This is a genomic window from Streptomyces sp. NPDC048521 (genome assembly GCF_043199855.1).
GTDB lineage: Bacteria > Actinomycetota > Actinomycetes > Streptomycetales > Streptomycetaceae > Streptomyces.
In genome coordinates, this window is the sequence record NZ_JBICWR010000004.1 from 329,267 (window position 1) to 354,583 (window position 25,317).

Below are 25,317 nucleotides of genomic sequence, written 5' to 3' on the forward strand. Positions count from 1 at the left end.
TCGTTACCTTACCTAACTCTTGACGATTTCTTGACGCTTGTCGAGGCAAGATCGAACGCTCGTGCGCGCTGGTTCCCGACTCCGCGTCAAGTGGGACAGGGCCCTGCGCCTATGGTTGCTCCAGCGCTCATTCAAAGTCACAGCCCGACCTGCCGCTCGCGTTAGGACAGCAAGGACAGCGATGCCCCCCAACACCACAGCCACAACGGGTGACACCGCCACCACGGGTGCCACGTCCGTCACGTCCGGCAGGAAGAAGGGGCGCAAAGCCCGATCGGTCGTGCTCCTGCTGGTGCTGGCCATCATCGGAGGCATCGCGTACGGGGCGTACTGGTCGATCAGCACCGTGCGCGCCTCCTTCCCGCAGACCACGGGTTCGATCACGCTCGACGGCCTGTCGGGGCCGGTCGACGTGAAGCGGGACGGCTACGGCATCCCGCAGATCTACGCCTCCTCCGACGAGGACCTGTTCATGGCGCAGGGCTACGTCCAGGCGCAGGACCGGTTCTACGAGATGGACGTGCGCCGTCACATGACCTCCGGGCGCCTGTCGGAGATGTTCGGCAAGAGCCAGGTCGAGAACGACGAGTTCCTGCGCACCCTCGGCTGGGACCGGATCGCCGAGCAGGAGTACGACACCAAGCTGTCGGCCGCCACCAAGAAGTACCTCCAGGCCTACGCCAAGGGGGTCAACGCCTACCTCCAGGGCAAGGACGGCAAGGACATCTCCCTGGAGTACGCGGCCCTGGGCTTCACCAACGACTACAAGCCGCAGAAGTGGACCCCGGTCGACTCCGTCTCCTGGCTGAAGGCCATGGCCTGGGACCTGCGCGGCAACATGCAGGACGAGATCGACCGCGCCCTGATGACCAGCCGTCTCGGCCCGCAGCAGATCCAGGACCTGTACCCGCCGTACCCCTACAGCCGCAACAAGCCGATCGTGCAGGAGGGCCAGTACAGCGAGCTGACCGGGACCTTCCAGCAGGGCGGCGCCACAGGCTCCGCTCAGGGCACGACGGGCACGACCGGCTCCTCCGCCTCGGGCACGGCCGGATCGGGCCTCACAAGCCAGCTGGCGGGCCTCTACGACGTCCTCGACGACGTCCCCACGGCCGTCGGCGTGAACGGCCAGGGCATCGGTTCCAACTCCTGGGTCGTCTCCGGGAAGTACACCATCACCGGCAAGCCCCTGCTCGCCAACGATCCGCACCTGTCGGCGTCGCTGCCGTCGGTCTGGTACCAGATGGGCCTGCACTGCAGGACCGTCTCCGACAAGTGCCAGTACGACGTCACCGGCTACACCTTCGCCGGCATGCCCGGTGTGATCATCGGCCACAACGCGAAGATCGCCTGGGGCATGACCAACTCCGGGGTCGACGTCACCGACCTGTACCTGGAGAAGGTGACCGCCAACGGCTACCTGTACGACGGCAAGGTCCGGCCGTTCAAGACCCGCGAGGAGACCATCAAGGTCGCCGGCGGTGCGTCCAAGTCGATCGTCGTCCGCCAGACCCGGGACGGGATGCCGCTGCTGTCCGACCGTGACGACGAACTCGTCCAGGTCGGCAAGAAGGCCGCCGTCAACACCGCGGCCCCCGACCGCGGTGACGGCTACGGCATCGCCCTGAGGTGGACCGCGCTCGACCCGGGCACCTCCATGGACGCCGTCTTCGCCCTCGACAAGGCGGCGAGCTGGAGCGACTTCCGGGCGGCGGCCGCCCTGTTCGACGTGCCCTCGCAGAACCTGATCTACGCCGACTCCCAGCACATCGGCTACACCCTGCCCGGCAAGATCCCCACCCGCTCCTCCTCGGACGACGGCTCCCTCCCGGCGCCGGGCTGGGACTCGAAGTACAAGTGGACCGGCTTCATCAAGCAGGACGAGCTGCCCTACGAGTACGACCCGGAGCGCGGCTACATCGTCACCGCCAACCAGGCCGTGATCGACAAGGACAAGTACCCGTACACGCTCACCACCGACTGGGGCTACGGCGCCCGCAGCCAGCGCATCACCGACCTGATCGAGTCCAAGATCAAGGACGGCGGCAAGATCTCCACCGACGACATGCGGCAGATGCAGCTGGACAACAGCAGCGAGATCGCCAAGCTCCTCGTGCCCAGGCTGCTGAAGCTCAACCTCGCCGACCCGGACGTCCGCCAGGCGCAGAAGCTGCTGGAAGGCTGGGACTACACCCAGGAAGCCGACTCCGCGGCCGCCGCGTACTTCAACGCCGTCTGGCGCAACATCCTCAAGCTCGCCTTCGGCAACAAGCTCCCCAAGGAACTGCGCGTCAAGGGACAGTGCCTGTGGGTCGACAAGGTCGACAGCACCGGCCCGCTGGACGACGACAGCAAGGTCCGCGAGTGCGGCCGGCGTGACGCCGACCAGGCGCAGCCGGACGGCGGCGACCGCTGGTTCGAGGTCGTGCGCATTCTGCTGGACAAGCCGGACAGCGACTGGTGGAAGACGCCCAAGTCGGGTACCCGGCCGGCCCTGCACAACCGCGACGAGCTCCTGGCCCGCGCCATGAGCGACGCCCGCTGGGAGCTGACCGCCAAGCTGGGCAAGGACATCGACACCTGGAGCTGGGGCCGGCTGCACCGCCTGTTCCTGAAGAACCAGACGCTCGGCACCGAGGGTCCCAAGATCCTGCAGTACGTGCTGAACCGCGGCCCCTGGAAGCTCAGCGGCGGCGAGGCCACCGTGAACGCGAGCGGCTGGAACGCCGCCGGCGGTTACAACGTCGTCTGGGTGCCGTCCATGCGGATGGTCGTCAACCTCGCCGACCTCGACAAGTCCAAGTGGATCAACCTGACCGGTGCCTCCGGGCACGCGTACAGCGCGCACTACACGGACCAGACGGGCAAGTGGGCCAAGGGCGAGCTGCTGCCCTGGTCGTTCTCGGACAAGGCGGTCGACAAGAGCACGAGCGACACGCTCGTCCTCAAGCCGTGAGCCGCTGAGCCACTCCACGGAAAAAAGGGCCCTCCACGCGCGCGTGGAGGGCCCTTTTCCACGGGGACGGCGGGACGCCGCGCCTACGGGGGAGGGGCGGGCCGGCGCCCGGTCAGCCGCTCGCGAACCGGCGCGCGCCGGAAGGCGTCACCACCGCGTGCACCGGCTTGTCGTGCGCCTCCACCGGGACGCGCGCGACGACCTCCGTGTCGTACAGCAGCACCACCAGCCGGGGGCTCGAGCCCGCGCGCTGCAGACGGGCCAGCACGCGGTCGTACGAGCCTCCGCCGCGGCCCAGGCGCATCCCGCGTGCGTCCACCGCGAGCCCGGGCAGCAGGACGACGTCCGCGTCCGTCACGGCGTCCGGACCGAGACGTTCGCCGGAGGGCTCGAACAGGGCCATCCTCCCGCCGTGTCGGACCCGCGCGAGGGAGTCCGGGCCGGCGTACTCGCCCCAGTCCAGGTCGTTGTCGGGCAGGAGCACGGGGAGCAGGACACGCACGCCCCGCGCGCGCAGCGCGTCCAGCAGGGCGAGCGTGCCGGGCTCGCCCCCCACGGAGACGTACGCCGCCACCGTGCGCGCACGCGCCAGCTCGGGCAGTTCCAGGGCGCGCTCGGCCAGCGCGCGGCCCGCCTCGCGGACGTCATCTTCCGTCAACCCGCTCCTCGCCGCGAGGAATCCCTGCCGCAACGTCCGCTTGTCAGGCTGGCCCGCGCGTCCGACGTGTTCCACTGGTCGTTCTCGCCCCTTTTCTTAATGCAGTCATATAAGGGTCAACCAACCGGGAGCCACGGATTCCCCTCCAAGGCACCGGATAAGGTTGCGGGCATGACTCAGTCGCACCCCGTGATCAGCAAGGCTGTCATCCCCGCAGCAGGCCTCGGTACCCGGTTCCTGCCGGCCACCAAAGCCACTCCCAAGGAGATGCTGCCGGTCGTTGACAAGCCCGCGATCCAGTACGTGGTCGAGGAGGCCGTGTCGGCGGGGCTCGACGACGTGCTCATGATCACCGGACGCAACAAGCGCCCCCTCGAGGACCACTTCGACCGTAACTACGAGCTGGAGTCGGCCCTGCAGAAGAAGGGTGACGCCGGGCGGCTCGCGAAGGTGCAGGAGTCCAGCGATCTGGCCACCATGCACTACGTGCGCCAGGGCGACCCCAAGGGTCTCGGTCATGCCGTGCTGTGCGCCGCGCCGCACGTGGGCCACGAGCCCTTCGCCGTGCTCCTCGGTGACGACCTGATCGACCCGCGGGACCCGCTGCTCAAGCGCATGATCGAGGTCCAGGAGCAGCACGGCGGCAGCGTGATCGCGCTCATGGAGGTCGCGCCCGAGCAGATCCACCTCTACGGCTGCGCGGCAGTGGAGAGCACCGCCGACGGTGACGTGGTGAAGGTGACGGGCCTGGTCGAGAAGCCGGACCCGGCGGACGCCCCGTCGAACTACGCGATCATCGGCCGCTACGTGCTCGACCCGCACATCTTCGACATACTGCGCAAGACCGAGCCCGGTCGCGGCGGCGAGATCCAGCTCACCGACGCCCTCCAGCAGCTCGCCCAGGACGAGAAGGTCGGCGGCCCGGTGCACGGCGTCGTCTTCAAGGGCCGCCGCTACGACACCGGGGACCGTGGCGACTACCTGCGTGCCATTGTCAGACTCGCGTGCGAACGTGAGGACCTGGGCCCGGACTTCCGGACCTGGCTTCGCAGTTACGTAGCCGAGGAGATGCAGCAGTCTTGAGCAGCGCCGCGACCCGCCCCGCCGGCCCGGACGACCTGTGGTCGGTGGACGAGCACCTGGAGGACATCCTCTCGACCGTCCGCCCCCTGGAACCCATCGAGCTGCAACTCCTCGACGCCCAGGGCTGCGTCCTGGTCGAGGACGTCATGGTGCCGGTGTCGCTGCCACCGTTCGACAACAGCTCCATGGACGGGTACGCGGTGCGCGTCGCGGACGTCGAGGGCGCCGGGGAGGAGTTCCCGGCCGTCCTGGAGGTCGTCGGGGACGTCGCGGCGGGCGCGGCCGACCTGGTCCGGGTCGGTCCCGGCCAGGCCGCCCGCATCATGACCGGCGCCCCGCTGCCGCCGGGCGCGGAGGCCGTCGTGCCCGTCGAGTGGACCGACGGCGGGCTCGGCGAGGGCCCGGTGAGCGGCATGCGGGCGCGCAGCCTGGCCCCCGAGGGCGCGACGGGACACGTGCGCGTGCACCGCCCGGCCGAGGCACGCGCGCACGTGCGCGCCAAGGGCAGCGATGTGCGGGCCGGCGACCTCGCCCTGGAGGCCGGGACGATCCTCGGACCGCCCCAGATCGCGCTGCTCGCCGCGGTCGGCCGCGGCACGGTACGCGTGCGCCCGCGCCCGCGCGTGGTCGTCCTGTCCACCGGCAGCGAACTCGTCCAGCCCGGCGAGGAACTGGCCGCCGGCCAGATCTACGACTCCAACAGCTTCGCCCTCACCGCCGCCGCGCGTGACGCCGGCGCCATCGCCTACCGGGTGGGCGCGGTCGCCGACGACGCCGAGACCCTCCGCTCCACCATCGAGGACCAGCTCATCCGGGCCGACCTGCTGGTGACCACGGGCGGGGTGAGCGTCGGCGCGTACGACGTCGTCAAGGAGGCGCTGTCGCACGTCGGCGACGCCGACGAGGCGGGCGGCGGCATCGAGTTCCGCAAGCTCGCCATGCAGCCCGGCAAGCCCCAGGGCTTCGGTTCCATCGGCCCCGAGCACACGCCGCTGCTGGCCCTGCCGGGCAACCCCGTGTCGTCGTACGTCTCCTTCGAGCTGTTCGTCCGCCCCGCCATCCGCGCCCTGATGGGCCTTGCGGACCTCCACCGCCCGCGCGTGCGGGCCGTGCTGAAGGCGGACAGGGTGCTTCGCTCGCCCAAGGGGCGGCGCCAGTTCCTGCGCGGCGCGTACACCGACGGCGAGGTGACCCCCGTCGGCGGCGCGGGCTCCCACCTGATCGCCGCGCTGGCGAAGGCCGACGCGCTGATCGTCGTCCCCGAGGACGTGGAATCCGCCGAGCCCGGCACCGAGGTGGAGGTCGTGCTGCTCGGCTGACGCGCGCATGCCCGTCCCCAGGGCGATCCTGGTCCCGTGCGCGCGCCGGCAGGGCGGTAGCGTGTCGCGCACAACAGGCCCGTGCACCGCACTGCGACGGGCCCGGACCGGGAGCGCCACACACCATGACTGTGCCTTCCCGGGGGGAGACCCCCGGATCCCCTGTGCAGGACCGACTGACGCACATCGACGAGGCGGGCGCGGCCCGCATGGTCGACGTGTCCGGGAAGGACGTGACCGCGCGCACCGCCCGCGCCAGCGGCCGCGTCCTCGTATCGCCCCGCGTGATCGAGCTGCTGCGCGGAGAGGGGGTGCCCAAGGGTGACGCCCTGGCCACCGCGCGTATCGCGGGCATCATGGGTGCCAAGCGAACCCCGGACCTGATCCCGCTGTGCCATCCGTTGTCGGTGTCCGGTGTGAAACTGGACCTGTCGGTCGCGGACGACGCCGTGGAGATCCAGGCCACCGTGCGGACCACGGACCGCACGGGCGTCGAGATGGAGGCCCTCACCGCCGTGACGGTCGCCGCGCTCACCGTGATCGACATGGTCAAGGCGGTCGACAAGGGAGCGGTCATCACGGACGTGCGGGTGGAGGAGAAGACGGGCGGCAAGTCGGGCGACTGGAGCCGGGCATGACCTACCGCGCTCTGGTGGTCACCGCCTCCAACAGGGCGGCCGCGGGCGTCTACGAGGACAAGGGCGGCCCGCTGATCGCCGACGGCCTCAAGAGGTTCGGGTTCGCCGTCGACGGGCCTCGGGTCGTCCCCGACGGGGACCCCGTGGAGGCGGCGCTGCGCGCGGGTGTCGAGGCCGGGTACGACGCCATCGTCACCACCGGCGGCACGGGCATCTCGCCCACCGACCGCACGCCCGAGGCGACCCGCGCGGTGATCGATCACGAGGTGCCGGGCATCGCGGAGGCCATCCGCGCGTTCGGACGGGAGAAGGTACCGACCGCCGCGCTCTCCCGTGGCCTGGCCGGGGTCGCGGGGCGGACCCTGATCGTCAATCTGCCCGGTTCCACGGGCGGGGTGAAGGACGGCCTGGCCGTGCTGGAGCCGCTGCTGGTCCACGCCGTCGACCAGCTGCGCGGCGGTGACCACCCCGGACCCGGTAGTGGGGGTGCGAGCTGAACAGCCCTTCCTGGCCTGTCGTGCTGGGGGACGGCGATGTCGTCCTCCGGCCGATAAAGATGCGCGACCAGCGGGCCTGGCGCGAGGTGAACCGGCGCAACCGGGACTGGCTGCGCCCGTGGGAGGCGACCATACCGCCGCCCACGCCGAGCGGACCGATCGCGCACCGGCCGACCTACCGGCAGATGGTCCGGCATCTGCGCTCCGAGGCCGGCGCGGGCCGGATGCTGCCGTTCGTCATCGAGTACCAGGGGCGGCTCGTCGGGCAGTTGACGGTCGCCGGGATCACCTGGGGGTCCATGTGCTCGGGGCATGTCGGCTACTGGGTGGACGAGGCGGTGGCGGGTCGCGGGGTGATGCCGACGGCTGTCGCGCTCGCGGTGGACCACTGTTTCCGCGCCGTGGGTCTGCACCGCATCGAGGTCTGCATTCGCCCCGAGAACAGGCCGAGCCGCCGGGTGGTGGAGAAACTCGGATTCCGCGAGGAGGGGCTGCGGCCGCGTTATCTGCACATCGACGGAGCCTGGCGCGACCATCTGGTCTACGCGCTCACCGCGGAAGAGGTGCCCGACGGGTTGCTCACGCGCTGGCGGCGGGCACGCTCTCGGGAGGCGCAGCGCCCGCAGAACACGCCGGGGAATCCCGCCTAGCCCCCGGAATTGAATGTGTGTTCGAAATTGATCGACCGTTGACCGTCTCAGGGCATTGAATTCACGGCTCCGACGGTCCTCTGATCGCATCGGCCGCAAAAAAAGCTGGAAATATCAGCCAGATCGTGCGACACACCGGCCCAATTGGCAGATGGCCTCACGCAAACCCCTCTACGGTGTGAGACGTGAGCAGCAGCGGCCTCATCTACGCAGTCATTGTCGGGGCCTGGGCCGCCTACTTGGTGCCGATGTGGCTCCGTAGGCAGGACGAGCTGAACGAGGCCCGTCCGACGGAACGCTTCAGCACCGCCATCCGGCTGCTGTCCGGAAGGGCGGGCATGGAGCGCCGATACGCCAGGGACCTGCGGGCGCGCTCCGCCCAGGAGGGGGAGCCGGACGCCGGTGATCCGGACGCCGTCACCGACTCGGTGGACGTCCGGGCCTTCGCCGTGCCTCCGACCCGCCGTCAGGTCCGTGCGGAGGCCGAGCCCGAGGCGCCCCTGAGCGCGGAACCGGCGCACGACCAGGACACCGCCCCGGCGCCCCCGTCAGTCCCGGCACCCGGGCACCACTCCTCCGGCGCACGCGAACACGTATCCGTGCCCGCGCAGAAGCGCGTGCCGGCCCCGCGGCGGCCACCCTCGGCACAGACGGCCGCAGCGCGGGCTCAGCGCTCGAAGGTGCTCGCGCGCCGTCGGCGCACCACCGTGATGCTCTTCTTCGCCTTCACCCTCGGCGCGATCGTCGCCGCCGTCGGGGGGCTCGCCTTCCTGTGGGTGCCGGGCGTGCCGGCCGTGCTGCTCAGCGCGTACATCGCCTATCTGCGCGCCCAGGAACGCCGCCGCTTCGCCTACCAGATGGACCGCCGGCGGGCCGAGGTCGCGGCCCAGCGTCTGCGCGAGCGGGAGCGCCAGCCGCGTCGGCGAGCGCCCCTCGGCGCGGGTCCCGGTGCGGACGAACCGGAGGAGGGCCCGGAGACCGGAACGGACACAGGCATGTCCGCGCTCGCCGCGGACCGGCGCGCCCTCGTCGAGCAGACCGACCACGCCGAGTGGGTCGACCAGCAGCGTGAGCGGCAGCGGCGGCCCGGTCATGGAGACAGCTGGGACCCGGTGCCGGTGCCGCTGCCGACGTACGTGACCGCGCCGGTCGCGCCGCGTGCCACCGCCGACGTGGATCTGGGGGCGCCCGACACATGGAGTTCGGCGCGTTCCAGCTCCGTCGCGCCGGAGCACGAGGCGGGTCACGCACCCGAGGCGGAGTCGGGCGAGGAAGCGCCCGCGTCCGGGGACAGGCCGGCGGACGGCCGCAGCGACGCGCGCCGGGCCGCCTCCGCCCGCCGGGCCCGCGAGCGCGGTCGCACGCCCCTCTTCGACCAGTACGAGGACGGCGACCGCCCGCGCGCGGCCAACGAGTGACGGCGGTCACGCGACGGGAAGCCCGCCCCTGACCAGTCCGGGAACGGATTTCCAAGCACCCGGATGGGGATGCTAGAGTTTCACTCGTTGCAAGGGCCTGTGGCGCAGTCCGGTAGCGCACCTCGTTCGCATCGAGGGGGCCAGGGGTTCAAATCCCCTCAGGTCCACGCATCATGAAGCCCCGGTCGGCAGAAACCGACCGGGGCTTCATCGCGTCTACAGCCGCTTGGCGAAGCAGCGGCTGTCCTCGTAGTGGCGGTAGTAGCCGAACTTGGCGCACGGCTCGTAGCCGCTGGCGGTGTACAGCGCGATGGCCTCCGGCTGCTTGGTGCCCGTCTCCAGCACCATACGGACGCGGCCGGCCATGCGGGCGTCCTCCTCCAGGGCCGCGAGCATGCGGCGTGCGAGGCCCCGGCCGCGCATCTGCTCGATCACGTACATGCGCTTGAGTTCGGCGTCGCCGTCCTCGTTGCCCTCGTCGTTGCGGTCCTGGCTGCGCCAGCCGCCGGTGGCGACGGGGCGGTCGTACTCGTCGTACGCGATCAGGTACACGCCCCGGGGCGGGTCGAAGTCCGCGGGGTCCAGGGGCGTGGCGTCGCCGCCGTCGCCGTAGCGCAGGTGGTACTCGGCCTGGACCTCGTCGTTGAGCTTGACGGCGTCGGGGTGATCGAAGCGGACAGGGCGTATATTCATGCTGGGCATCGTACTTCTATGCAGGCGATGGGTCTCGGGCTTTGATGACTCCGACCAGTGTGCCGGTATCGTGCCCTGGTGCTGACTGTGACCTCGGTGAACGTGAACGGGCTGCGGGCCGCCGCCAAGAAGGGCTTCGTGGAGTGGCTCGCCCAGACCTCCGCGGACGTCGTGTGCCTGCAGGAGGTGCGCGCCGAACCGCATCAGCTGCCCGAGGAGGTCCGGCAGCCCGACGGCTGGCACGTCGTGCACGCCCCGGCCGCCGCCAAGGGGCGCGCGGGCGTCTCCCTCTACACGCGGCGCGAGCCCGACCGGGTCCGGGTCGGCTTCGGCTCGGCCGAGTTCGACGGCAGCGGGCGCTACGTCGAGGCAGATCTGCCCGGTGTGACGGTCGCCTCCCTCTATCTGCCCTCCGGTGAGGTCGGCACCGAGCGGCAGGACGAGAAGGTCCGCTTCATGGGCGAGTTCCTCGCCCACCTGAAGGAACTGCGCGAGCGGGCCGCCGCCGACGGGCGCCAGGTGGTCGTCTGCGGCGACTGGAACATCGCCCACCGGCAGGCCGACCTCAAGAACTGGCGCGGCAACACCAGGAACTCCGGCTTCCTGCCCGAGGAACGGGAATGGCTCGGCCGGGTGTTCGCCGCCGAGGAGGGCGGCTACGTCGACGTCATGCGTGCCCTGCACTCCGAGGTCGAGGGGCCGTACACCTGGTGGTCGTACCGCGGGCGGGCCTTCGACAACGACACGGGATGGCGCATCGACTACCACGTCGCCACCCCCGGCCTGGCGGCCAAGGCCGTGAAGGGCTTCGTCGAGCGGGCGGCCACGCACGCCGAGCGCTGGTCCGACCATGCGCCGGTGACCGTCGTCTACGACCTGTAGGGCGAGCTGCGGGAGCGGGTCCTCAGCCGCCCGTGTCCTTCCTGTCCTTGCTGATCCGGCGGTCCAGTGCCAGGGAGAGTTCCGCCTCCACCACGCTGCGCGCGAGCGGGCGCAGCCGGTGGAGGTCCTCCTCGGGGGCGTGGCGCAGGATCAGGTCGGCGAAGAGTCCGGCCAGGGCGTCGGCGTGTTCACGGACGCGGGAACCGGCCGCGAGGACCTCGGCGAGCGGGATGCCCTCGCGGACCAGCGCGGAGGAGACGTCCAGCAGCCGGCGGCTGATGTGGACGAGCTCGTCCCCGTCGGTGCCGAGGTAGCCGAGGTCCATGGCGGCGGCGAGGTTCTCGGGGGTGACCTCGCCCTCGAAGCGGGCGGCGAGTTCCTCGGGGGTGAGGCGGACCGGTTCCTCCTCGGTGGGAGTGCCGACGCCCAGGAGGTCGGCGACATCGCGGCCGTGGTCGAAGGCCTCGGCCAGTTCCGCTATGCCGTTCAGTGTGTGACCGCGCTCCAGCAGGGCGGCGATGGTGCGCAGCCGCGCCAGGTGGTGGTCGTCGTACCAGGCGATGCGGCCCTCGCGACGGGGCGGCGGGAGCAGCTTGCGCTCGCGGTAGAAGCGCAGTGTGCGCACGGTGATGCCGGCCAGACGGGCCAACTCCTCCATGCGGTACTCGCGCCTGGCTGCCAGGTGTTCAGCGTCCTCTGCCACGTCCGCAGCCTATGTTGTACCGCCGGTAACTTCCTGCCCCCGACCCCTACCGCTCGGTACGGAGCTGCTCTACAGTCCCATTGCGCCAGTGTTCACTGGCAGAGTCCAAGGCGATGCGTGGAGGCTTCGGGATGGCCGAGCACGAGCATGTACGGGTGGCGGTGATCGGGTCCGGGTTCGGCGGGCTGGGGGCCGCCGTGCGGCTGCGCCGGGAGGGGATCACCGACTTCGTCGTCCTGGAGCGGGCCGACAGCGTCGGCGGCACCTGGCGGGACAACAGTTACCCCGGGTGCGCCTGCGACGTCCCCTCCCACCTGTACTCCTTCTCCTTCGCGCCCAACCCCGAGTGGCCGCGGACCTTCTCCGGGCAGCGGCACATCCGCGCCTACCTGGAGCACGTCACCGACCTCTTCGGTCTGCGTCCGCACATCCGCTTCGACTCCGAGGTCAAGCTGATGACCTGGGACGCCGAGAACCTGCGCTGGCACATCGAGACCACGCGCGGCTCCCTGACCGCCGATGTCGTCGTCTCCGCCACGGGGCCGCTGTCCGACCCGAAGATCCCCGAGATCCCGGGGCTCGAGTCCTTCCCGGGCAAGGTGTTCCACTCCGCGCGCTGGGACCACGACTACGACCTGCGCGGCAAGCGCGTCGCCATGGTCGGCACCGGCGCCTCCGCCATCCAGATCGTGCCCGCCATCCAGCCGCAGGTCGGCCGCCTCACCCTCTTCCAGCGCACCCCGCCGTGGGTGATGCCCCGCGTCGACCGCGCCATCAGCGGCGCCGAGCGGTGGCTGCACCGGTCGGTGCCCTTCACCAGCCGACTGCGGCGCGGACTGCTGTGGGGCATCCGGGAACTGCAGGTGCAGGCGTTCACCAAGCATCCCGAGGAACTCGGCCTGGTCGAACAGCTCGCCAAACGCAACATGGCGCGCGCCGTCAAGGACCCGGCCCTGCGCGCCAAGTTGACCCCCGACTACCGCATCGGCTGCAAGCGGATCCTGCTGTCCAGCGAGTACTACCCGGCGCTCGCCCGGCCCAACGTGGACGTCGTCGCGAGCGGGCTCAGCGAGATCCGCGGATCCACGGTCGTCGCGGCCGACGGCACCGAGGCCGAGGTGGACGCGATCATCTTCGGTACGGGCTTCCACGTCACGGACATGCCCATCGCCGAGCGTGTGGTCGGCACGGAGGGCGTCACACTCGCCGAGTCCTGGAAGAACGGCATGCAGGCGCTGCGCGGCGCTTCGGCCGCCGGCTTCCCGAACTGGATGACGATCATCGGGCCCAACACCGGCCTCGGGAACTCCTCCATGATCCTCATGATCGAGTCCCAGCTGAACTACATGGCCGACTACCTGCGCCAGCTCGACGTCCTCGGCGGCCGCACCGCCCTCGACGCCCGGCCCGGCGCCGTCGAGGCGTGGACCCACCGGGTCCAGGAGCGCATGAAGCGGACCGTGTGGAACACCGGCGGCTGCACCAGCTGGTACCTGGACGCCGGTGGCCGAAACACCACCATCTGGCCCGGTACGACGACCGAGTTCCGGCGCGCGACCCGGCGCGTGGACCTGGCGGAGTACGAGGTCATCCGGAGGACCGGAAAGAAGCGGAGGGGTGCTGCCGCGAAACAGACGGGCGTTGCCGACGAGCAGCACAGGACGGCGGTCGCCGAGAGGCAGAGCGAGGGCGCCGCATGAGCCGGTTCTCCGCCGTGGCCTCCGGCCCGTACGCCCCGCCCGTCCCGTCCCGCACACTCACCGTCGTCTCCGCCGACGGCGCGCGACTGCACGTCGAGGTGCACGGGCCCGAGGACGCGCCCCCCGTCGTCCTCGCCCACGGCTGGACCTGCTCGACCGCCTTCTGGGCGGCGCAGATACGGGACCTGGCCGCCGACCACCGGGTGATCACCTACGACCAGCGGGGGCACGGACGCAGTCCCGCGAGCCCGGCGTGCACCACCCAGGCGCTCGCGGACGATCTCGAAGCGGTGCTCGCGCAGACGCTCGGGCGCGGGGAGAAGGCCCTGATCGTCGGCCACTCCATGGGCGGCATGACCGTCATGGCCGCCGCCACGCGCCCCCGTCTGCGCGAGCACGCCGCCGCCGTCCTGCTGTGCAGCACCGGCAGCTCGCGGCTGGTCGCGGAGTCACGTGTGGTGCCCTTGCGGGCCGGACGCGTGCGCACCTGGATCACCGGCCGCATCCTCGGTTCGCGCGCTCCCCTCGGACCGGTCACGCCGCTCGCGAAGCGCGTCCTCAAGTACGCCACCATGGGCGCCGGTTCGGCTCCGCACATGGTGGAGGCGTGCGCGCGGATCGTGCACGCCTGCCCGCGCGCCGTGCGCCATGCCTGGGCCGCCGTTCTGGAAGCGCTCGATCTCGACCACGGCGTACGGGAGTTGCACGCGCCCACCGCGGTGCTGCACGGCGCGTCGGACCGGCTCACGCCCCCCGTGCACGCCCATGCGCTGGTCGCCGCGCTGCCGAACTGCGTCGGCCTGGCCGAGCTGCCCGGCATCGGCCACATGACCCCGATCGAGGCTCCCGAACCGGTGCTCCGCACCATCCGGGACCTCGTCACCACCTACGTCACGGGGGCCAACCCCGAGCACGGTTCCACCCCGGCGCGGATCAAGGAGGGCGCATGAGCAGGGTCAGCCTCGAGGGGCAGGTCGCGGTCGTCACCGGAGCGGCGCGCGGCGTCGGCGAGTTGCTGGCGCGCAAGCTCTCCGCGCGCGGCGCGAAGGTGGCACTGGTCGGACTGGAGGAGGAGGCGCTCAAGGAGGTCGCCGGTCGGCTGCACAGCGAGAGCGCGTACTGGCACGCCGACGTCACCGACCACGAGACCATGAGCCGGGTGGCGCGGGAGGTGAAGGAGCGGTTCGGGAAGGTCGACATCGTGGTCGCCAACGCCGGTGTGGCGACGGGGGGTCCGTTCGCCGACTCCGATCCCCAGGCCTGGCGGCGGGTGATCGAGGTGAACCTGATCGGTTCGGCGGTGACCGCCCGCGCGTTCCTGCCGGTGCTCCTCGAGAGCCGCGGCTATCTGCTCCAGATCGCCTCGCTCGCCGCGATCACCCCGGCGCCGATGATGACGGCGTACTGCGCGTCCAAGTCGGGCGTGGAGGCGTACGCGCACAGTCTGCGGGCCGAGGTCGGCTACCAGGGCGTGCGCGTCGGTGTCGCGTACCTGTCCTGGACCGACACCGACATGGTGCGCGGCGCCGACCAGGACGACGTCATGCGCGAGCTGCGGCAACGGCTGCCGTGGCCGTCGAACAAGACGTACCCGCTGGGCCCCGCGGTGGACCGGCTCGTCGCCGGGATCGAGCGGCGCTCCGCGCACGTGTACGGACAGTGGTGGCTGCGCGGCATGCAGGGCATGCGCGGATACCTCCCGGCGCTCATCGGGACGGTCGGCCAGCGCGAGATGAAGCGGTTCGCGCCCCGGCTGCAAGGGATGCGCTCCGGGCTCGTCGGCGCAGGTGGAGCGGCCGATGAAGCGGCCCGGGCTACGCACCGTAACTGATCGACATGCACTCCGTGTTCGGCCGTGTGAATCTGGTCGAGGCCCCACCAAGGGGTCAATCTCCACCCTCACTCACCACAGGAGTGAACCCACATGGGTATGAAGGACCAGTTCCAGGACAAGGCCAACGAGTGGCAGGACCAGGCCAAGGACAAGCTCGGTCAGTCGCGTGAGCGTGCCGGCCAGCGCGGTCAGCAGCAGCCGCAGCGCGGTCAGCAGCCGCAGCGTGGCCAGCAGCCCCAGCGTGGCCAGCAGCCGCAGCGTGGTCAGCAGCCGCAGCGTGGTCAGCAGCCGCAGTCCGAGCGTGGTCGCCAGAACATGCGCGACATCGAGGACACGGAGCAGGAGATGGACGACCGCTTCGACCGGGACTACGACGCCTAGTCGCTGCGCTCGGCTCTGGCCCGTTCTGCGTGGGGCACCCTCCTTCGACGGAGGGTGCCCTGCGCTTTTGTGCCGGGCCGGTGGGAGTGCGTTGCCGGGTACGGGTGGGCCGGGGGCCGGTCGCGCAGCGCGTCCCTCGGTGTCGTGGTTCCCGCCTCAGTGCCGTGGCGGCAGCGCGGGGCGGGAGCGGTCGGGAACGTCGCTGTGGCCGGGTGGGATCGCCGGCGGGGCGGTTTCCAGGAGGTCCAGGGCGAGTTGGACCGCGTCGTCGAGTTGGGCGTGGCGGCCCTCCGCCCAGTCGAGGGGGGTGCGCATGATCTCCAGGTCGGGGGCGACGCCGTGGTTCTCCACGGACCAGCCGTAGGCCTCGAACCAGGCCGCGTTCATGGGCACCGTGATGACCGTGCCGTCGCCCAGGCGATGGCGGCCGGTCATGCCGACCACGCCACCCCAGGTGCGCTGGCCGACGACCGGGCCGAGCTTCAGCAGCTTGAAGGCCGCGGTGATCATGTCGCCGTCCGAGGAGGTCGCCTCGTCGGCGAGGGCGACCACCGGGCCGCGGGGGGCGTTGGAGGTGTACGACACCGGTTGCGCGTTCCGGGTCAGGTCCCAGCCGAGGATCTTGCGGGTGAGCTTCTCGATGACGAGTTCGCTGATGTGGCCGCCGGCGTTGCCGCGCACGTCCACGATCAGCGCGGGCCGGGACACCTCCATGCGCAGATCGCGGTTGAACTGGGCCCAGCCGGAGCCGCCCATGTCGGGGATGTGTAGATAGCCGCACTTGCCCCCGCTCAACTCCCGGACCACGGCACGGCGTTTGGCCACCCAGTCCTGATAGCGCAGGGGGCGTTCGTCGATCAGCGGGACGACCGCGACGCGCCGGGCGTGCCCGGCCTCGCCCTCCGCCGGGGTGAACGTCAGCTCCACGGTCGTACCCCCGGAGCCGGCGAGCAGGGGGTAGGGGCCGGTGACCGGGTCGACCGGGCGGCCGTCCACGTGGGTCAGTACGGCGCCCTCGCGGATGCCCGTGCCGGCCAGCGGTGAACGGGCCTTGGAGTCGGAGGACTCGCCGGGCAGGATGCGCTTGACCATCCAGCCGCCGTCGCGGCGGACGAAGTTGGCGCCGAGGAGTCCCTGCCAGCGCTGGTAGTGCGGCGGGCCCTCGTTGCGGCGGGCGGCGGTGACGTAGGCGTGGGAGGTGCCCAGCTCGCCCAGGACTTCGCGGAGCAGGTCGGCGAACTCGTCCGGGGAGGCCACCCGGTCCACCAGCGGCCGGTACTGGTCCAGCACCGCGTCCCAGTCGATGCCGCACATGCCGGGGTCCCAGAAGTAGGCGCGGATGAGGCGTCCGGCCTCCTCGTAGGCCTGGCGCCACTCCGCGGGCGGGTCGACCACGTGCAGGATGCGGCGCAGGTCGATCCAGACGGTGGTGTCCAGGTCACCGGCCTCGGTCGAGGGCACGGCCCGCAGGTCGCCCTCGTCGACGACGACCAGCCGGGTGCCGTCGCCGCTGACCGCGAACCAGTCGAGGTGACCGACGAGTTCGGACTTCTTGGCCTTGCTGATGTTGAAGTACTCGAGCGTTGGGCGGCCGGTGGTGTCGTCCGGACTGGCGAAGGTCTCGCCGAGCGCGCCGGAGATCGGCCAGCGCAGCCAGACCAGTCCGCCGCCCGCGACCGGGTACAGCGCGGAGTACTTCGAGGCGATGACCGGGAACGGCGTGACCCTGCTCGCCAGTCCTTCCACCTCGACGGTCACCGTGCCGCCCTCACCGGTCTCCTCCTCCTCGAGCGGATCGAGCCCGCCGGCGGCGGGGCGGCCCTCGGGATTCAGGGCGAAGGGGGAGGGGGTCGCCGAGGACAACGGGACCAGATAGGGGCGGCAGCCGAGCGGGAAGGACAGATCACCGGTGTGCACGTCGTACACCGGGTCGAAGCCGCGCCAGGAGAGGAACGCCAGATAGCGGCCGTCGCGGGTGAAGACGGGGTTCTCGTCCTCGAACCGGCCGTTCGTCACGTCGACGATCAGCCGGTCCTTGATGCGGGCCAGCTTGATCTGGCGCAGGGAGCGGCCGATGCCGGGATGGGACCAGGTGAGCCAGGAGCCGTCGGGGGAGAAGGCGAGGTCACGGACGGGGCCGTTGATGGAGCGGATCACCTCGGTCACGACACCGCCCGAGCCACCCGAGCCACCCGAGCCGGCTGTGCCCTCCGACTCCGCGGTGCCGTCGGAGTCACCTGTGCCGTCCGACTCCGCGGTGCTTTTCGAGCCGGCAGTTTCCTCCGAGCCCGTGCTCTCCGTGCCCGCAGGGCCCCCCGTGCTCTCCGTGCCCGCAGCGTCCTCCCAGATGTTCGAGGCGTTGGAGAACTCGGCGCCCTCCCCGCCCTCCTCGCCCGCGCCCTCCGTCACGTCGATCAGCAGCAGGCGTCCGTCGTGGGAGGCGATGGCGAGGCGCTCGCCGAGCGGGTCGCAGACCATCTCCAGGACCCGGCCCAGGTCGCCGGAGGCCAGCCTGCGGGGTGCGCGGTCGCCGGTCGCGCGGGGCAGCTGGGCGATCTCGACGGCGTCCTCTCCCTCGGCGTCCGTGACGTACGCGACCTGCCCGGTCGAGCCCAGCATCTCCGGCAGCCGCACCCGGACGCCGGGCGTGTCGGTGAGCGTACGGGCCGGGCCGTCGCGGTGGGTGAGCCAGTACAGGCTGCCGCGTACGACGACGGCGCCGGCCCGGCCCGTCTCGTCCACGGAGATGCCGTCGACGTTCTGCGCGGCCGGCACCGGGTACCTGCGGCGGCCGGTGGCCGGTCCGGCGAGCCGGATGTCGAGCTTGCGCGGTGCGCCGGCCGGCGAGAAGTCGTCCACCAGCCACAGGTCGCCCGCGCACTGGTAGACCACGCGCGTGCCGTCGGTGGCGGCGTGCCGGGCGTAGAAGGCGTCGTGGTCGGTGTGGCGGCGCAGGTCGGTGCCGTCGTACGCGCAGGAGTACAGGTTGCCGACGCCCTCGTGGTCGGAGAGGAAGGCGATCCGGCCGCCGACGAACATCGGGCAGGCCAGATGGCCGCCGATGTCCGGCAGGAGGCGCTGCCCGTGCAGCCAGAGCCGGCCCATGGCGCCGCCCCGGTAGCGCTTCCAGGCGGCCGGCTCGTGCGGCGGGGTGCCGGTGAGCAGCAGGGTCTTGCGCTCGCCGTCGAGGTCGGCGACCTGGATGTCGGCCACCGGTCCCCAGGGCAGGCGTCCGCCCGGGTCGCCTTCGGTGGGGACCTTGTAGGCCCAGGTGAAGTACGAGAAGGGCTCACCGTGGGAGGCCACGGCCAGGATGTCGCCGTCCGGGGTCCACCCGCACACCTGCGTGTCGGCACTGCCCCAGTACGTCAGTTGCCGCGTGGGTCCGCCGTCGACGCCGACGAGGTGGATCTCGGGGACCAGGCTGCGCCAGGTGGTGTAGGCGATCTGGCGGCCGTCGGGCGAGAAACGGGGGTGGCCGGCCTTCGTCCGGTCCGCCGTGAGCCGCCAGGCGCGGCCCGGGGCGTCGAGGGGGGCCAGCCAGAGGTCGTCCTCGGCCACGAAGCACAGCAGGTCGCCGTTGAGGTGGGGAAGGCGCAGATAGCTCACCTCCCCATGCTTTTCCGGGCAAAGGACCCCAGCAACTCGTGAGCTTATGGAAACCCGACAGGCGTGAGCCAGCGCACGTACGAAACGGTTTCGTTTCGCAAGCCCTCAGGGTATCTTCAGGGGTGTAGGAAGCAGGAAACTCCGGAGCGGGAAGGTGACTGGCATGACCGAGGTCGTCGCAACGGCGCGTCGCAGTCGGATCACGCCCGAGCGCGAGGCCGAGTTGTACGAGGCCGTGCTCGACCTGCTCCGGGAAGTCGGCTACGACGCCCTCACCATGGACGCCGTGGCCGCTCGCACCCGGTCCAGCAAGGCCACGCTCTACCGCCAGTGGGGCGGCAAGGCCGAACTGGTGGCGAGAGCCGTGCGGCACAACAAGCCGGTGAAGGTCGGCGAGATCGACACCGGGTCGCTCAAGGGCGACCTGCACGCCCTCACGCTGCGTGCGGACGACTGCGAGATGGAGCAGAACGCCGCGCTGATGCGGGGGCTGGCCATGGCGATGCACGGCAACCCCGACCTCCTGAAGGCGTTCAGGGAGCATCTCATCGAGCCGGAGCTGTCGGAGTTCCGGCATGTGCTGCAACGGGCGGTCGACCGGGGCGAGGTCCGTGCGGACAATCCGGCGACCGGGTTCGTGGTGCACATGATGATCGGCGCGTTCGCCGCCCGCACCCTGATCGACGAGCAGCCGCCGACACAGGCCTTCCTTCTGTCGTACATCGACGCCGTGGTCCTCCCCGCCCTCGGCGTCCCCACCACCTGATCCCTCCGATCCACCTGATCGGTCACCGATCCCCCTCCCCAGCAAGCCCACCACCTGACGTCACCGCTCACGTCGTCGGGCTGATCGCCCCTGCCCAGCTGAACCCAACGACTGACCGGGAGTACGCCTCCGTGGCCACGTTCCTCTACAAACTCGGCCGTCTCGCCTTCCGGCGACGGCACTTCGTCGCCCTCATATGGGTCGCGCTGCTCACCCTCGCCGGGGTGGGCGCCGCCTCCGCGCCGGCCGCCGGCAACACGTCCTTCTCCATCCCCGGTACCGAGGCCCAGAAGGCCTTCGACCTCTTGGAACAGCGCTTCCCCGGTATGAGCGCCGACGGCGCCACCGCACGGGTCGTCTTCAAGGCGCCCAGCGGAGAGAAGATGACGGACGCCGGCAACAAGGCGGCCGTCGAGAAGACCGTCAAGGAACTGGGGAGCGGTTCCGAGGTCGCCTCCGTCACCGACCCCTACACCGGGCACGCCGTCAGCAAGAACGGCACCATCGCCTACGCCTCGGTGAAGTACAAGGTCTCCGGCATGGAGCTGGAGGACTCCTCCCGCGACGCGCTGAAGGAGGCCGCGCAGGACGCGCGGGACGCGGGCCTGACCGTCGAGATCGGCGGTGACGCGCTGAACGCGACGCCCGAGACCGGTTCCAGCGAGATCATCGGCATCGCGATCGCCGCGGTCGTCCTCGTCATCACCTTCGGCTCGCTGCTCGCGGCGGGATTCCCGCTGCTGACCGCGATCATCGGCGTCGGCATCGGCGTCTCCACGATCACCGCGCTCGCCGGCCCCCTGGACCTGGGCACGACCACCTCCACCCTGGCCTCGATGATCGGCCTCGCCGTCGGCATCGACTACGCCCTCTTCATCGTCTCCCGCTACCGCGCCGAACTCGCCGAGGGCCGCGCACGCGAGGAGGCGGCCGGACGCGCCGTCGGTACGGCGGGCTCGGCGGTGGTCTTCGCCGGCCTGACCGTCGTCATCGCCCTGGTCGGCCTGTCCGTGGTCAACATCCCGATGCTGACCAAGATGGGTGTGGCCGCCGCGGGCACGGTCGCCCTCGCGGTCCTCATCGCCCTCACCCTGATCCCGGCGCTGCTCGGCTACGCGGGCCGCAGGATCAAGCCGGCCGGTGAGAAGAGCAAGCTGCTCGGCGGTGGCCGTGCGCCGAAGAAGCCGGGCCGGCCGAACATGGGCACCCGCTGGGCGAGCTTCGTCGTCCGGCGCCCCGTCGCCGTCCTCCTGCTCGGCGTGATCGGGCTCGGCGCGGCGGCGGTTCCGGCCGCCTCCCTCGAACTCGGCCTCCCCGACGACGGCTCCCAGCCGGTCTCGACCACCCAGCGCCGCGCCTACGACCTGCTCTCCGAGGGCTTCGGACCGGGCTTCAACGGCCCGCTCATGGTCGTCGTCGACGCCAAGGGCAGCGACGACCCGAAGGCGGCCTTCACCAAGGTCGGCGACGAGATCAAGGGCCTGAAGAACGTCGTCACGGTCACCCCGGCCGCGCCCAACAAGGCCGGCGACACCGCGACGATCACCGTCGTCCCGAAGTCCAAGCCGTCCTCCACGACGACCGAGGACCTGGTGCACGCCATCCGTGACAAGGGCACGGACATCGCCGCGGAGACCGACTCCACGGTCCTGGTCACCGGTGCGACGGCGATGAACATCGACGTCTCGCAGAAGCTGAACGACGCCCTGCTGCCCTACCTCGCCCTGGTCGTCGGCCTGGCCTTCCTCCTGCTGATCGTGGTCTTCCGTTCGATCCTCGTCCCGCTGAAGGCGGCCCTCGGCTTCCTGCTCAGCGTGATGGCTGCCCTCGGCGCCGTGGTCGCGGTCTTCCAGTGGGGCTGGCTTTCGGGCCTGATGAACGTCGAGGAGACCGGTCCGGTCATGTCGATGATGCCGATCTTCATGGTGGGTGTCGTCTTCGGTCTCGCCATGGACTACGAGGTTTTCCTCGTGACCCGCATGCGCGAGGCGTACGTCCACGGGGAGAAGCCCCACCAGGCCGTCGTGACCGGGTTCAGGCACGGCGCCCGCGTCGTCACGGCCGCCGCGGTCATCATGATCGCCGTCTTCTCCGGCTTCATCGGCTCCAGCGAGTCGATGGTCAAGATGATCGGCTTCGGCCTCGCGATCGCCGTGTTCTTCGACGCGTTCATCGTCCGCATGGCCATCGTGCCCGCGGTGCTCGCCCTGCTCGGCAAGCGGGCCTGGTGGCTGCCGAAGTGGCTGGACCGCGCGCTGCCCAACGTCGATGTCGAGGGCGAGGGCCTGCGCGCGCACGCGGACCGCAGGGACGCCGACCCCGACGAGGAGCGGGAGCTGGTACGCGCCTGACGTACCGCTCGTGAAAGACGGCCGGTGAGGGTGCCCGTGGGGACGGGGCTGCACCCTCACCGGCTTTCCCGTCCTGCGCGACCGTCCGGGTGATCACTCCCGGAACCGGGCGGACCGGCGGCCGAAATGCCCGTGAGCGCGGCTCGGACGATGCCGTAGCGTGCCGTCCATGACGACGACAGCCGCCACTGACGCCGAAGAGTGCGGGGCCCACCCCCGGTTCGCCGAAGCGCTGCGCGCGCTCGGCCTGGACGATGTGCTCGCGCGCACCCGGCGGTTCCCGGAGGCCACCCGGACCGCCGCCGAGGCCGCCGCCGCGATCGGGTGCGAACTGAGCCAGATCTGCAAGTCCCTGATCTTCGCCGCGGACGGCGTGCCGGTGCTGGTCCTGATGGACGGGGCCTCGCGCGTGGACGTGGAACGGGTGCGGCGGGAGCTGGGCGCCGGGAAGGTCACCCGGGCCGACGCCGGCGTGGTCCGCGAGACCACCGGGTACGCCATCGGCGGCGTGCCCCCCTTCGGGCACCGCACGCGCACGCGTGTCCTCGCCGACCGCTCGCTCCTCGCGCACGACCTGGTGTGGGCGGCGGCCGGCACGCCGTACACCGTCTTCCCGATCGAGCCGAAGGAACTCGTCGCCCACGCGGGCGCCACATTGGTGGACGTACGCGAGCACAGGGCGTGACGCCGCTCGTCGCGGCGGCCGTCCTGCTCGCGGCCGTCACCCACGCCGGCTGGAACGCCATCGCCCACCGGATCACCGACAAGCTGGTCGGCTTCACCCTCATCTCGGGTGGCGGGTTGCTGATCGGGCTCGCGGCGGTGCCGTTCGTGGCGTTCCCGGCCGGGCCCGCCTGGCCGTTCCTACTGACCTCGGCGGCCGTGCACATCGCCTACTACGCCCTGCTGATGACCTCCTTCCGGCTGGGCGACTTCGGGCAGGCGTACCCCCTCGCGCGCGGGAGCGCGCCGCTCGTCGTGACCGTGCTCGCCGCCGTCTTCGCGCACGAGGTCCCCGGTGCCTGGGCGATGGCCGGCATCGCCGTGTCCTGCGTCGGTCTCACCGGCGTCGGCCTGTGGGGGCTGCGCGGCGGCCGGCCCGACTGGGCGGCCGTCGGAGCGGCCCTGGCGACCGGGCTGACGATCGCCGCGTACACGGTGATCGACGGCCTGGGCGTACGTGCCGCGCACGCGCCGCTCGGGTACATCGCCTGGCTCATGGCCGTCCAAGGGGCCGTCATCCCCGCCTACATGTACGCACGCGCGCGGGGTGACACCGTCCGGCTGCTCCGCCCGTACGCCGCCCTCGGCCTGCTCGGAGCGGCCCTGTCCGTCGGCGCGTACGCCCTGGTCCTGTGGGCGCAGACCCGCGCCGAACTCGCCCCCGTCGCCGCCCTGCGCGAGTCGTCCATCATCGTCGGCGCGGCCATCGGGGCGCTGCTGTTCAAGGAGCGCTTCGGAGCACCCCGGATCGCGGCGGCGGGCCTGCTGGTCGTGGGGATCGGGCTGATGCTGCACGCCGGGTAGCGCGGGGCGGAGCGCGCCCGGGGCCGCCGTCCGGCCCGCGTCCGTACGAAGATGACAGGGGCCGCGTACGAAGAAGTCGTCGGACCACGAGGCAGCAACCGGACGACAGGGAGCCGTCAATGACCGACAAGCCGACCGTCAGCGTTCTGGGCACCGGCATCATGGGGGCCGCGATGGCCCGCAACCTGTGCCGTGCCGGACTCGACGTCCGCGCCTGGAACCGCACCCGGGAGAAGGCCGAGCCACTGACGGCCGACGGCGCCCGGGTCACGGACACGCCCGCCGAGGCCGTCGAGGGCGCCGATGTCGTCCTGACCATGCTCTACGACGGCAACACCGTCCTGGAGGTCATGCGCGAGGCCGCCCCGGCACTGCGTCCCGGCGCGGTGTGGGCGCAGTGCACCACCGCCGGTACCGACCTGGTCACCGACCTGGCGGCGTTCGCCCGCGAGCACGGGCTCGTCTTCTACGACGCCCCCGTCCTCGGCACCCGCCAACCCGCCGAGGCCGGTCAGCTGACCGTGCTGGCCGCAGGGCCCGAGGCGGGCCGGGAGACGGTCGCGCCGGTCTTCGACGCGGTGGGCGCCAAGACCGTGTGGACCGGGGACGACGGGGGAGCGGGCAGCGCCAGCCGGCTCAAGCTGGTCGCCAACAGCTGGGTCCTCGCGGCCACCGCCGCGGCCGGCGAGGTGCTGGCCCTGTCGAAGGCCCTCGGTGTCGACCCGCACCAGTTCTTCGACCTCATCGAGGGCGGACCGCTCGACATGGGCTACCTGCGCGCCAAGGCCGCGCTGGTCATCGAGGGCAAGCTCTCCCCGGCGTCGTTCGCGGTGACCACCGCCGAGAAGGACGCCCGGCTCATCGTCGAGGCCGGCGAACGGGAGGGCGTGCGGCTCGACGTCGCCGAAGCGACCGCCGAACGGCTCGCCCGCGCCGCCGCCCAGGGCCATGCGGACGAGGACATGGCCGCCGCGTACTTCGCCAGCTTCGAGCCGACGTCGACATGACGGGCCGGGGTGGCCGGGCGCACCCTGGAAGCAGCGGTCAACGGAGGTGGTCGACATGATGCACACCGCTGTGGGATGGCACATCGAGCTGGAGTTCATGGAGGACGATCAGCACACGCGCGCGGTGGCCATGGTGCGTCTGCCCGACGGCACCGAGGTGCGGGCGCACGGCCGCGCCAGCCGGCACCGCGTCGACTCCAACCAGCCCCGGGTCGGCGAGGAGATCGCCGGCGCCCGCGCCCTCAACGAACTGGCCATGCAGTTGCTGACCAAGGCCCACGAGGAGATCGACGCGGAATCCGGCCGGACCTCGCACCCGATCCACGTATGACGCGGGGCCGCAGGACACCCTGCCGCGAGGGACAGCGCACGCCCTGAGCGCACGCCCGGCGCGGATACGGCTTGCGCCGATGCGGATGCGCCCGGCGCGGAGCTTGCGCTGACTCGTCCGCGCCGACGCGGCTTGCGTCAAGGCGCCCTGCGCGGATACGGCATTGCGTCAAGGCGCCCATGCGCGGATACGGCTTGCGTCGATGGGCCCTACTCAGATGCACCCTATGCGGATGCGGATGCGGATGCGGATGCGGATGCGGCTTGCGCCGATGCTCCCCGCGCCGACGTGCGCACGCCCGCCCAGCCCCCGCC

22 protein-coding genes and 1 tRNA gene are annotated in these 25,317 nt (G+C 71.3%); 19 read left to right on the plus strand and 4 right to left on the minus strand.

Annotated elements, in window-relative coordinates; translation table 11 throughout:
- The first annotated feature begins 181 nt into the window (after positions 1-181).
- Positions 182-2,956: a penicillin acylase family protein gene (locus tag ACGFRF_RS12480; RefSeq protein ID WP_393738917.1), complete on the plus strand. Its 2,775-nt coding sequence runs from the start codon at positions 182-184 to the stop codon at positions 2,954-2,956.
- A gap of 112 nt (positions 2,957-3,068) precedes the next feature.
- Here the strand turns inward: ACGFRF_RS12480 and ACGFRF_RS12485 are convergent, their stop codons facing one another.
- Positions 3,069-3,689 (minus strand): 5-formyltetrahydrofolate cyclo-ligase, encoded by a 621-nt coding sequence (locus ACGFRF_RS12485; RefSeq protein WP_393738919.1) that lies wholly within the window; start codon positions 3,687-3,689, stop codon positions 3,069-3,071.
- 96 nt (positions 3,690-3,785) lie between these two features.
- Here ACGFRF_RS12485 and galU point away from each other — a divergent pair, with 96 nt between their 5' ends.
- The 7 genes from galU to ACGFRF_RS12520 all read left to right on the plus strand — a co-directional run bounded on the left by galU (position 3,786) and on the right by ACGFRF_RS12520 (position 9,386).
- Positions 3,786-4,697, plus strand: coding sequence for a UTP--glucose-1-phosphate uridylyltransferase GalU (gene galU, locus ACGFRF_RS12490; RefSeq protein WP_393738921.1), 912 nt, complete (start codon positions 3,786-3,788; stop codon positions 4,695-4,697).
- Positions 4,694-6,016: a gephyrin-like molybdotransferase Glp gene (glp, locus tag ACGFRF_RS12495; protein WP_393738923.1), complete on the plus strand. Its 1,323-nt coding sequence runs from the start codon at positions 4,694-4,696 to the stop codon at positions 6,014-6,016. Before galU ends, glp begins: the two co-directional genes overlap by 4 nt.
- Before the next feature lie 125 nt (positions 6,017-6,141).
- Positions 6,142-6,654: a cyclic pyranopterin monophosphate synthase MoaC gene (moaC, locus tag ACGFRF_RS12500; RefSeq protein ID WP_393738925.1), complete on the plus strand. Its 513-nt coding sequence runs from the start codon at positions 6,142-6,144 to the stop codon at positions 6,652-6,654.
- Positions 6,651-7,151 (plus strand): molybdenum cofactor biosynthesis protein B, encoded by a 501-nt coding sequence (locus tag ACGFRF_RS12505; RefSeq protein ID WP_393738926.1) that lies wholly within the window; start codon positions 6,651-6,653, stop codon positions 7,149-7,151. Before moaC ends, ACGFRF_RS12505 begins: the two co-directional genes overlap by 4 nt.
- A gap of 20 nt (positions 7,152-7,171) precedes the next feature.
- A complete protein-coding gene (locus ACGFRF_RS12510; RefSeq protein ID WP_393738928.1) occupies positions 7,172-7,801 on the plus strand; it encodes a GNAT family N-acetyltransferase in 630 nt (209 codons plus the stop codon).
- Positions 7,802-7,986: 185 nt separating this feature from the next.
- Positions 7,987-9,219 (plus strand): gephyrin-like molybdotransferase receptor GlpR, encoded by a 1,233-nt coding sequence (gene glpR / locus ACGFRF_RS12515; protein WP_393738930.1) that lies wholly within the window; start codon positions 7,987-7,989, stop codon positions 9,217-9,219.
- Between the two features lie 93 nt (positions 9,220-9,312).
- Positions 9,313-9,386 (plus strand) — tRNA-Ala (locus ACGFRF_RS12520).
- Positions 9,387-9,435: 49 nt separating this feature from the next.
- Here the strand turns inward: ACGFRF_RS12520 and ACGFRF_RS12525 are convergent.
- Positions 9,436-9,912, minus strand: a complete 477-nt coding sequence (locus ACGFRF_RS12525) for a GNAT family N-acetyltransferase (protein WP_393738932.1) — start codon at positions 9,910-9,912, stop codon at positions 9,436-9,438.
- Between the two features lie 78 nt (positions 9,913-9,990).
- Between ACGFRF_RS12525 and ACGFRF_RS12530 the strand changes: the two genes are divergently transcribed.
- A complete protein-coding gene (locus ACGFRF_RS12530) occupies positions 9,991-10,794 on the plus strand; it encodes an exodeoxyribonuclease III (RefSeq protein ID WP_393738934.1) in 804 nt (267 codons plus the stop codon).
- Between the two features lie 22 nt (positions 10,795-10,816).
- On the opposite strand, the gene ACGFRF_RS12535 is transcribed toward ACGFRF_RS12530, so the two are convergent.
- On the minus strand, positions 10,817-11,476 hold the full coding sequence (locus tag ACGFRF_RS12535) for a MerR family transcriptional regulator (protein ID WP_393739359.1): 660 nt from the start codon (positions 11,474-11,476) through the stop codon (positions 10,817-10,819).
- A gap of 152 nt (positions 11,477-11,628) precedes the next feature.
- Between ACGFRF_RS12535 and ACGFRF_RS12540 the strand changes: the two genes are divergently transcribed.
- From ACGFRF_RS12540 to ACGFRF_RS12555, 4 genes are all read left to right on the plus strand, one after another.
- Entirely contained in the window at positions 11,629-13,197 is a 1,569-nt protein-coding gene (locus ACGFRF_RS12540; RefSeq protein ID WP_393738936.1) for a flavin-containing monooxygenase, read from the plus strand.
- Positions 13,194-14,147, plus strand: a complete 954-nt coding sequence (locus ACGFRF_RS12545; protein WP_393738938.1) for an alpha/beta fold hydrolase — start codon at positions 13,194-13,196, stop codon at positions 14,145-14,147. Before ACGFRF_RS12540 ends, ACGFRF_RS12545 begins: the two co-directional genes overlap by 4 nt.
- Positions 14,144-15,028, plus strand: a complete 885-nt coding sequence (locus tag ACGFRF_RS12550; RefSeq protein WP_393738940.1) for an SDR family oxidoreductase — start codon at positions 14,144-14,146, stop codon at positions 15,026-15,028. The genes ACGFRF_RS12545 and ACGFRF_RS12550 overlap by 4 nt, the downstream gene beginning before the upstream one ends.
- Before the next feature lie 93 nt (positions 15,029-15,121).
- The gene (locus ACGFRF_RS12555) at positions 15,122-15,412 is read left to right on the plus strand and encodes a hypothetical protein (RefSeq protein WP_393738942.1); all 291 of its coding nucleotides are present in this window, start codon (positions 15,122-15,124) and stop codon (positions 15,410-15,412) included.
- Positions 15,413-15,568: 156 nt separating this feature from the next.
- On the opposite strand, the gene ACGFRF_RS12560 is transcribed toward ACGFRF_RS12555, so the two are convergent.
- A complete protein-coding gene (locus ACGFRF_RS12560) occupies positions 15,569-19,021 on the minus strand; it encodes a S41 family peptidase (protein ID WP_393738944.1) in 3,453 nt (1,150 codons plus the stop codon).
- Positions 19,022-19,184: 163 nt separating this feature from the next.
- Here ACGFRF_RS12560 and ACGFRF_RS12565 point away from each other — a divergent pair, with 163 nt between their 5' ends.
- From ACGFRF_RS12565 to ACGFRF_RS12590, 6 genes are all read left to right on the plus strand, one after another.
- A complete protein-coding gene (locus ACGFRF_RS12565; protein ID WP_393738946.1) occupies positions 19,185-19,787 on the plus strand; it encodes a TetR/AcrR family transcriptional regulator in 603 nt (200 codons plus the stop codon).
- Between the two features lie 131 nt (positions 19,788-19,918).
- Complete coding sequence (locus tag ACGFRF_RS12570) at positions 19,919-22,138, plus strand: MMPL family transporter (RefSeq protein ID WP_393738948.1); 2,220 nt, start codon at positions 19,919-19,921, stop codon at positions 22,136-22,138.
- Positions 22,139-22,307: 169 nt separating this feature from the next.
- Positions 22,308-22,823, plus strand: a complete 516-nt coding sequence (locus tag ACGFRF_RS12575; RefSeq protein WP_393738950.1) for a YbaK/EbsC family protein — start codon at positions 22,308-22,310, stop codon at positions 22,821-22,823.
- On the plus strand, positions 22,820-23,665 hold the full coding sequence (locus ACGFRF_RS12580; protein ID WP_393738952.1) for an EamA family transporter: 846 nt from the start codon (positions 22,820-22,822) through the stop codon (positions 23,663-23,665). The genes ACGFRF_RS12575 and ACGFRF_RS12580 overlap by 4 nt, the downstream gene beginning before the upstream one ends.
- 119 nt (positions 23,666-23,784) lie before the next feature.
- Positions 23,785-24,672 (plus strand): NAD(P)-dependent oxidoreductase, encoded by an 888-nt coding sequence (locus ACGFRF_RS12585; RefSeq protein ID WP_393738954.1) that lies wholly within the window; start codon positions 23,785-23,787, stop codon positions 24,670-24,672.
- Positions 24,673-24,727: 55 nt separating this feature from the next.
- Positions 24,728-25,003, plus strand: coding sequence for a DUF1876 domain-containing protein (locus ACGFRF_RS12590; protein ID WP_393738956.1), 276 nt, complete (start codon positions 24,728-24,730; stop codon positions 25,001-25,003).
- The last annotated feature ends 314 nt before the right edge of the window (positions 25,004-25,317 follow it).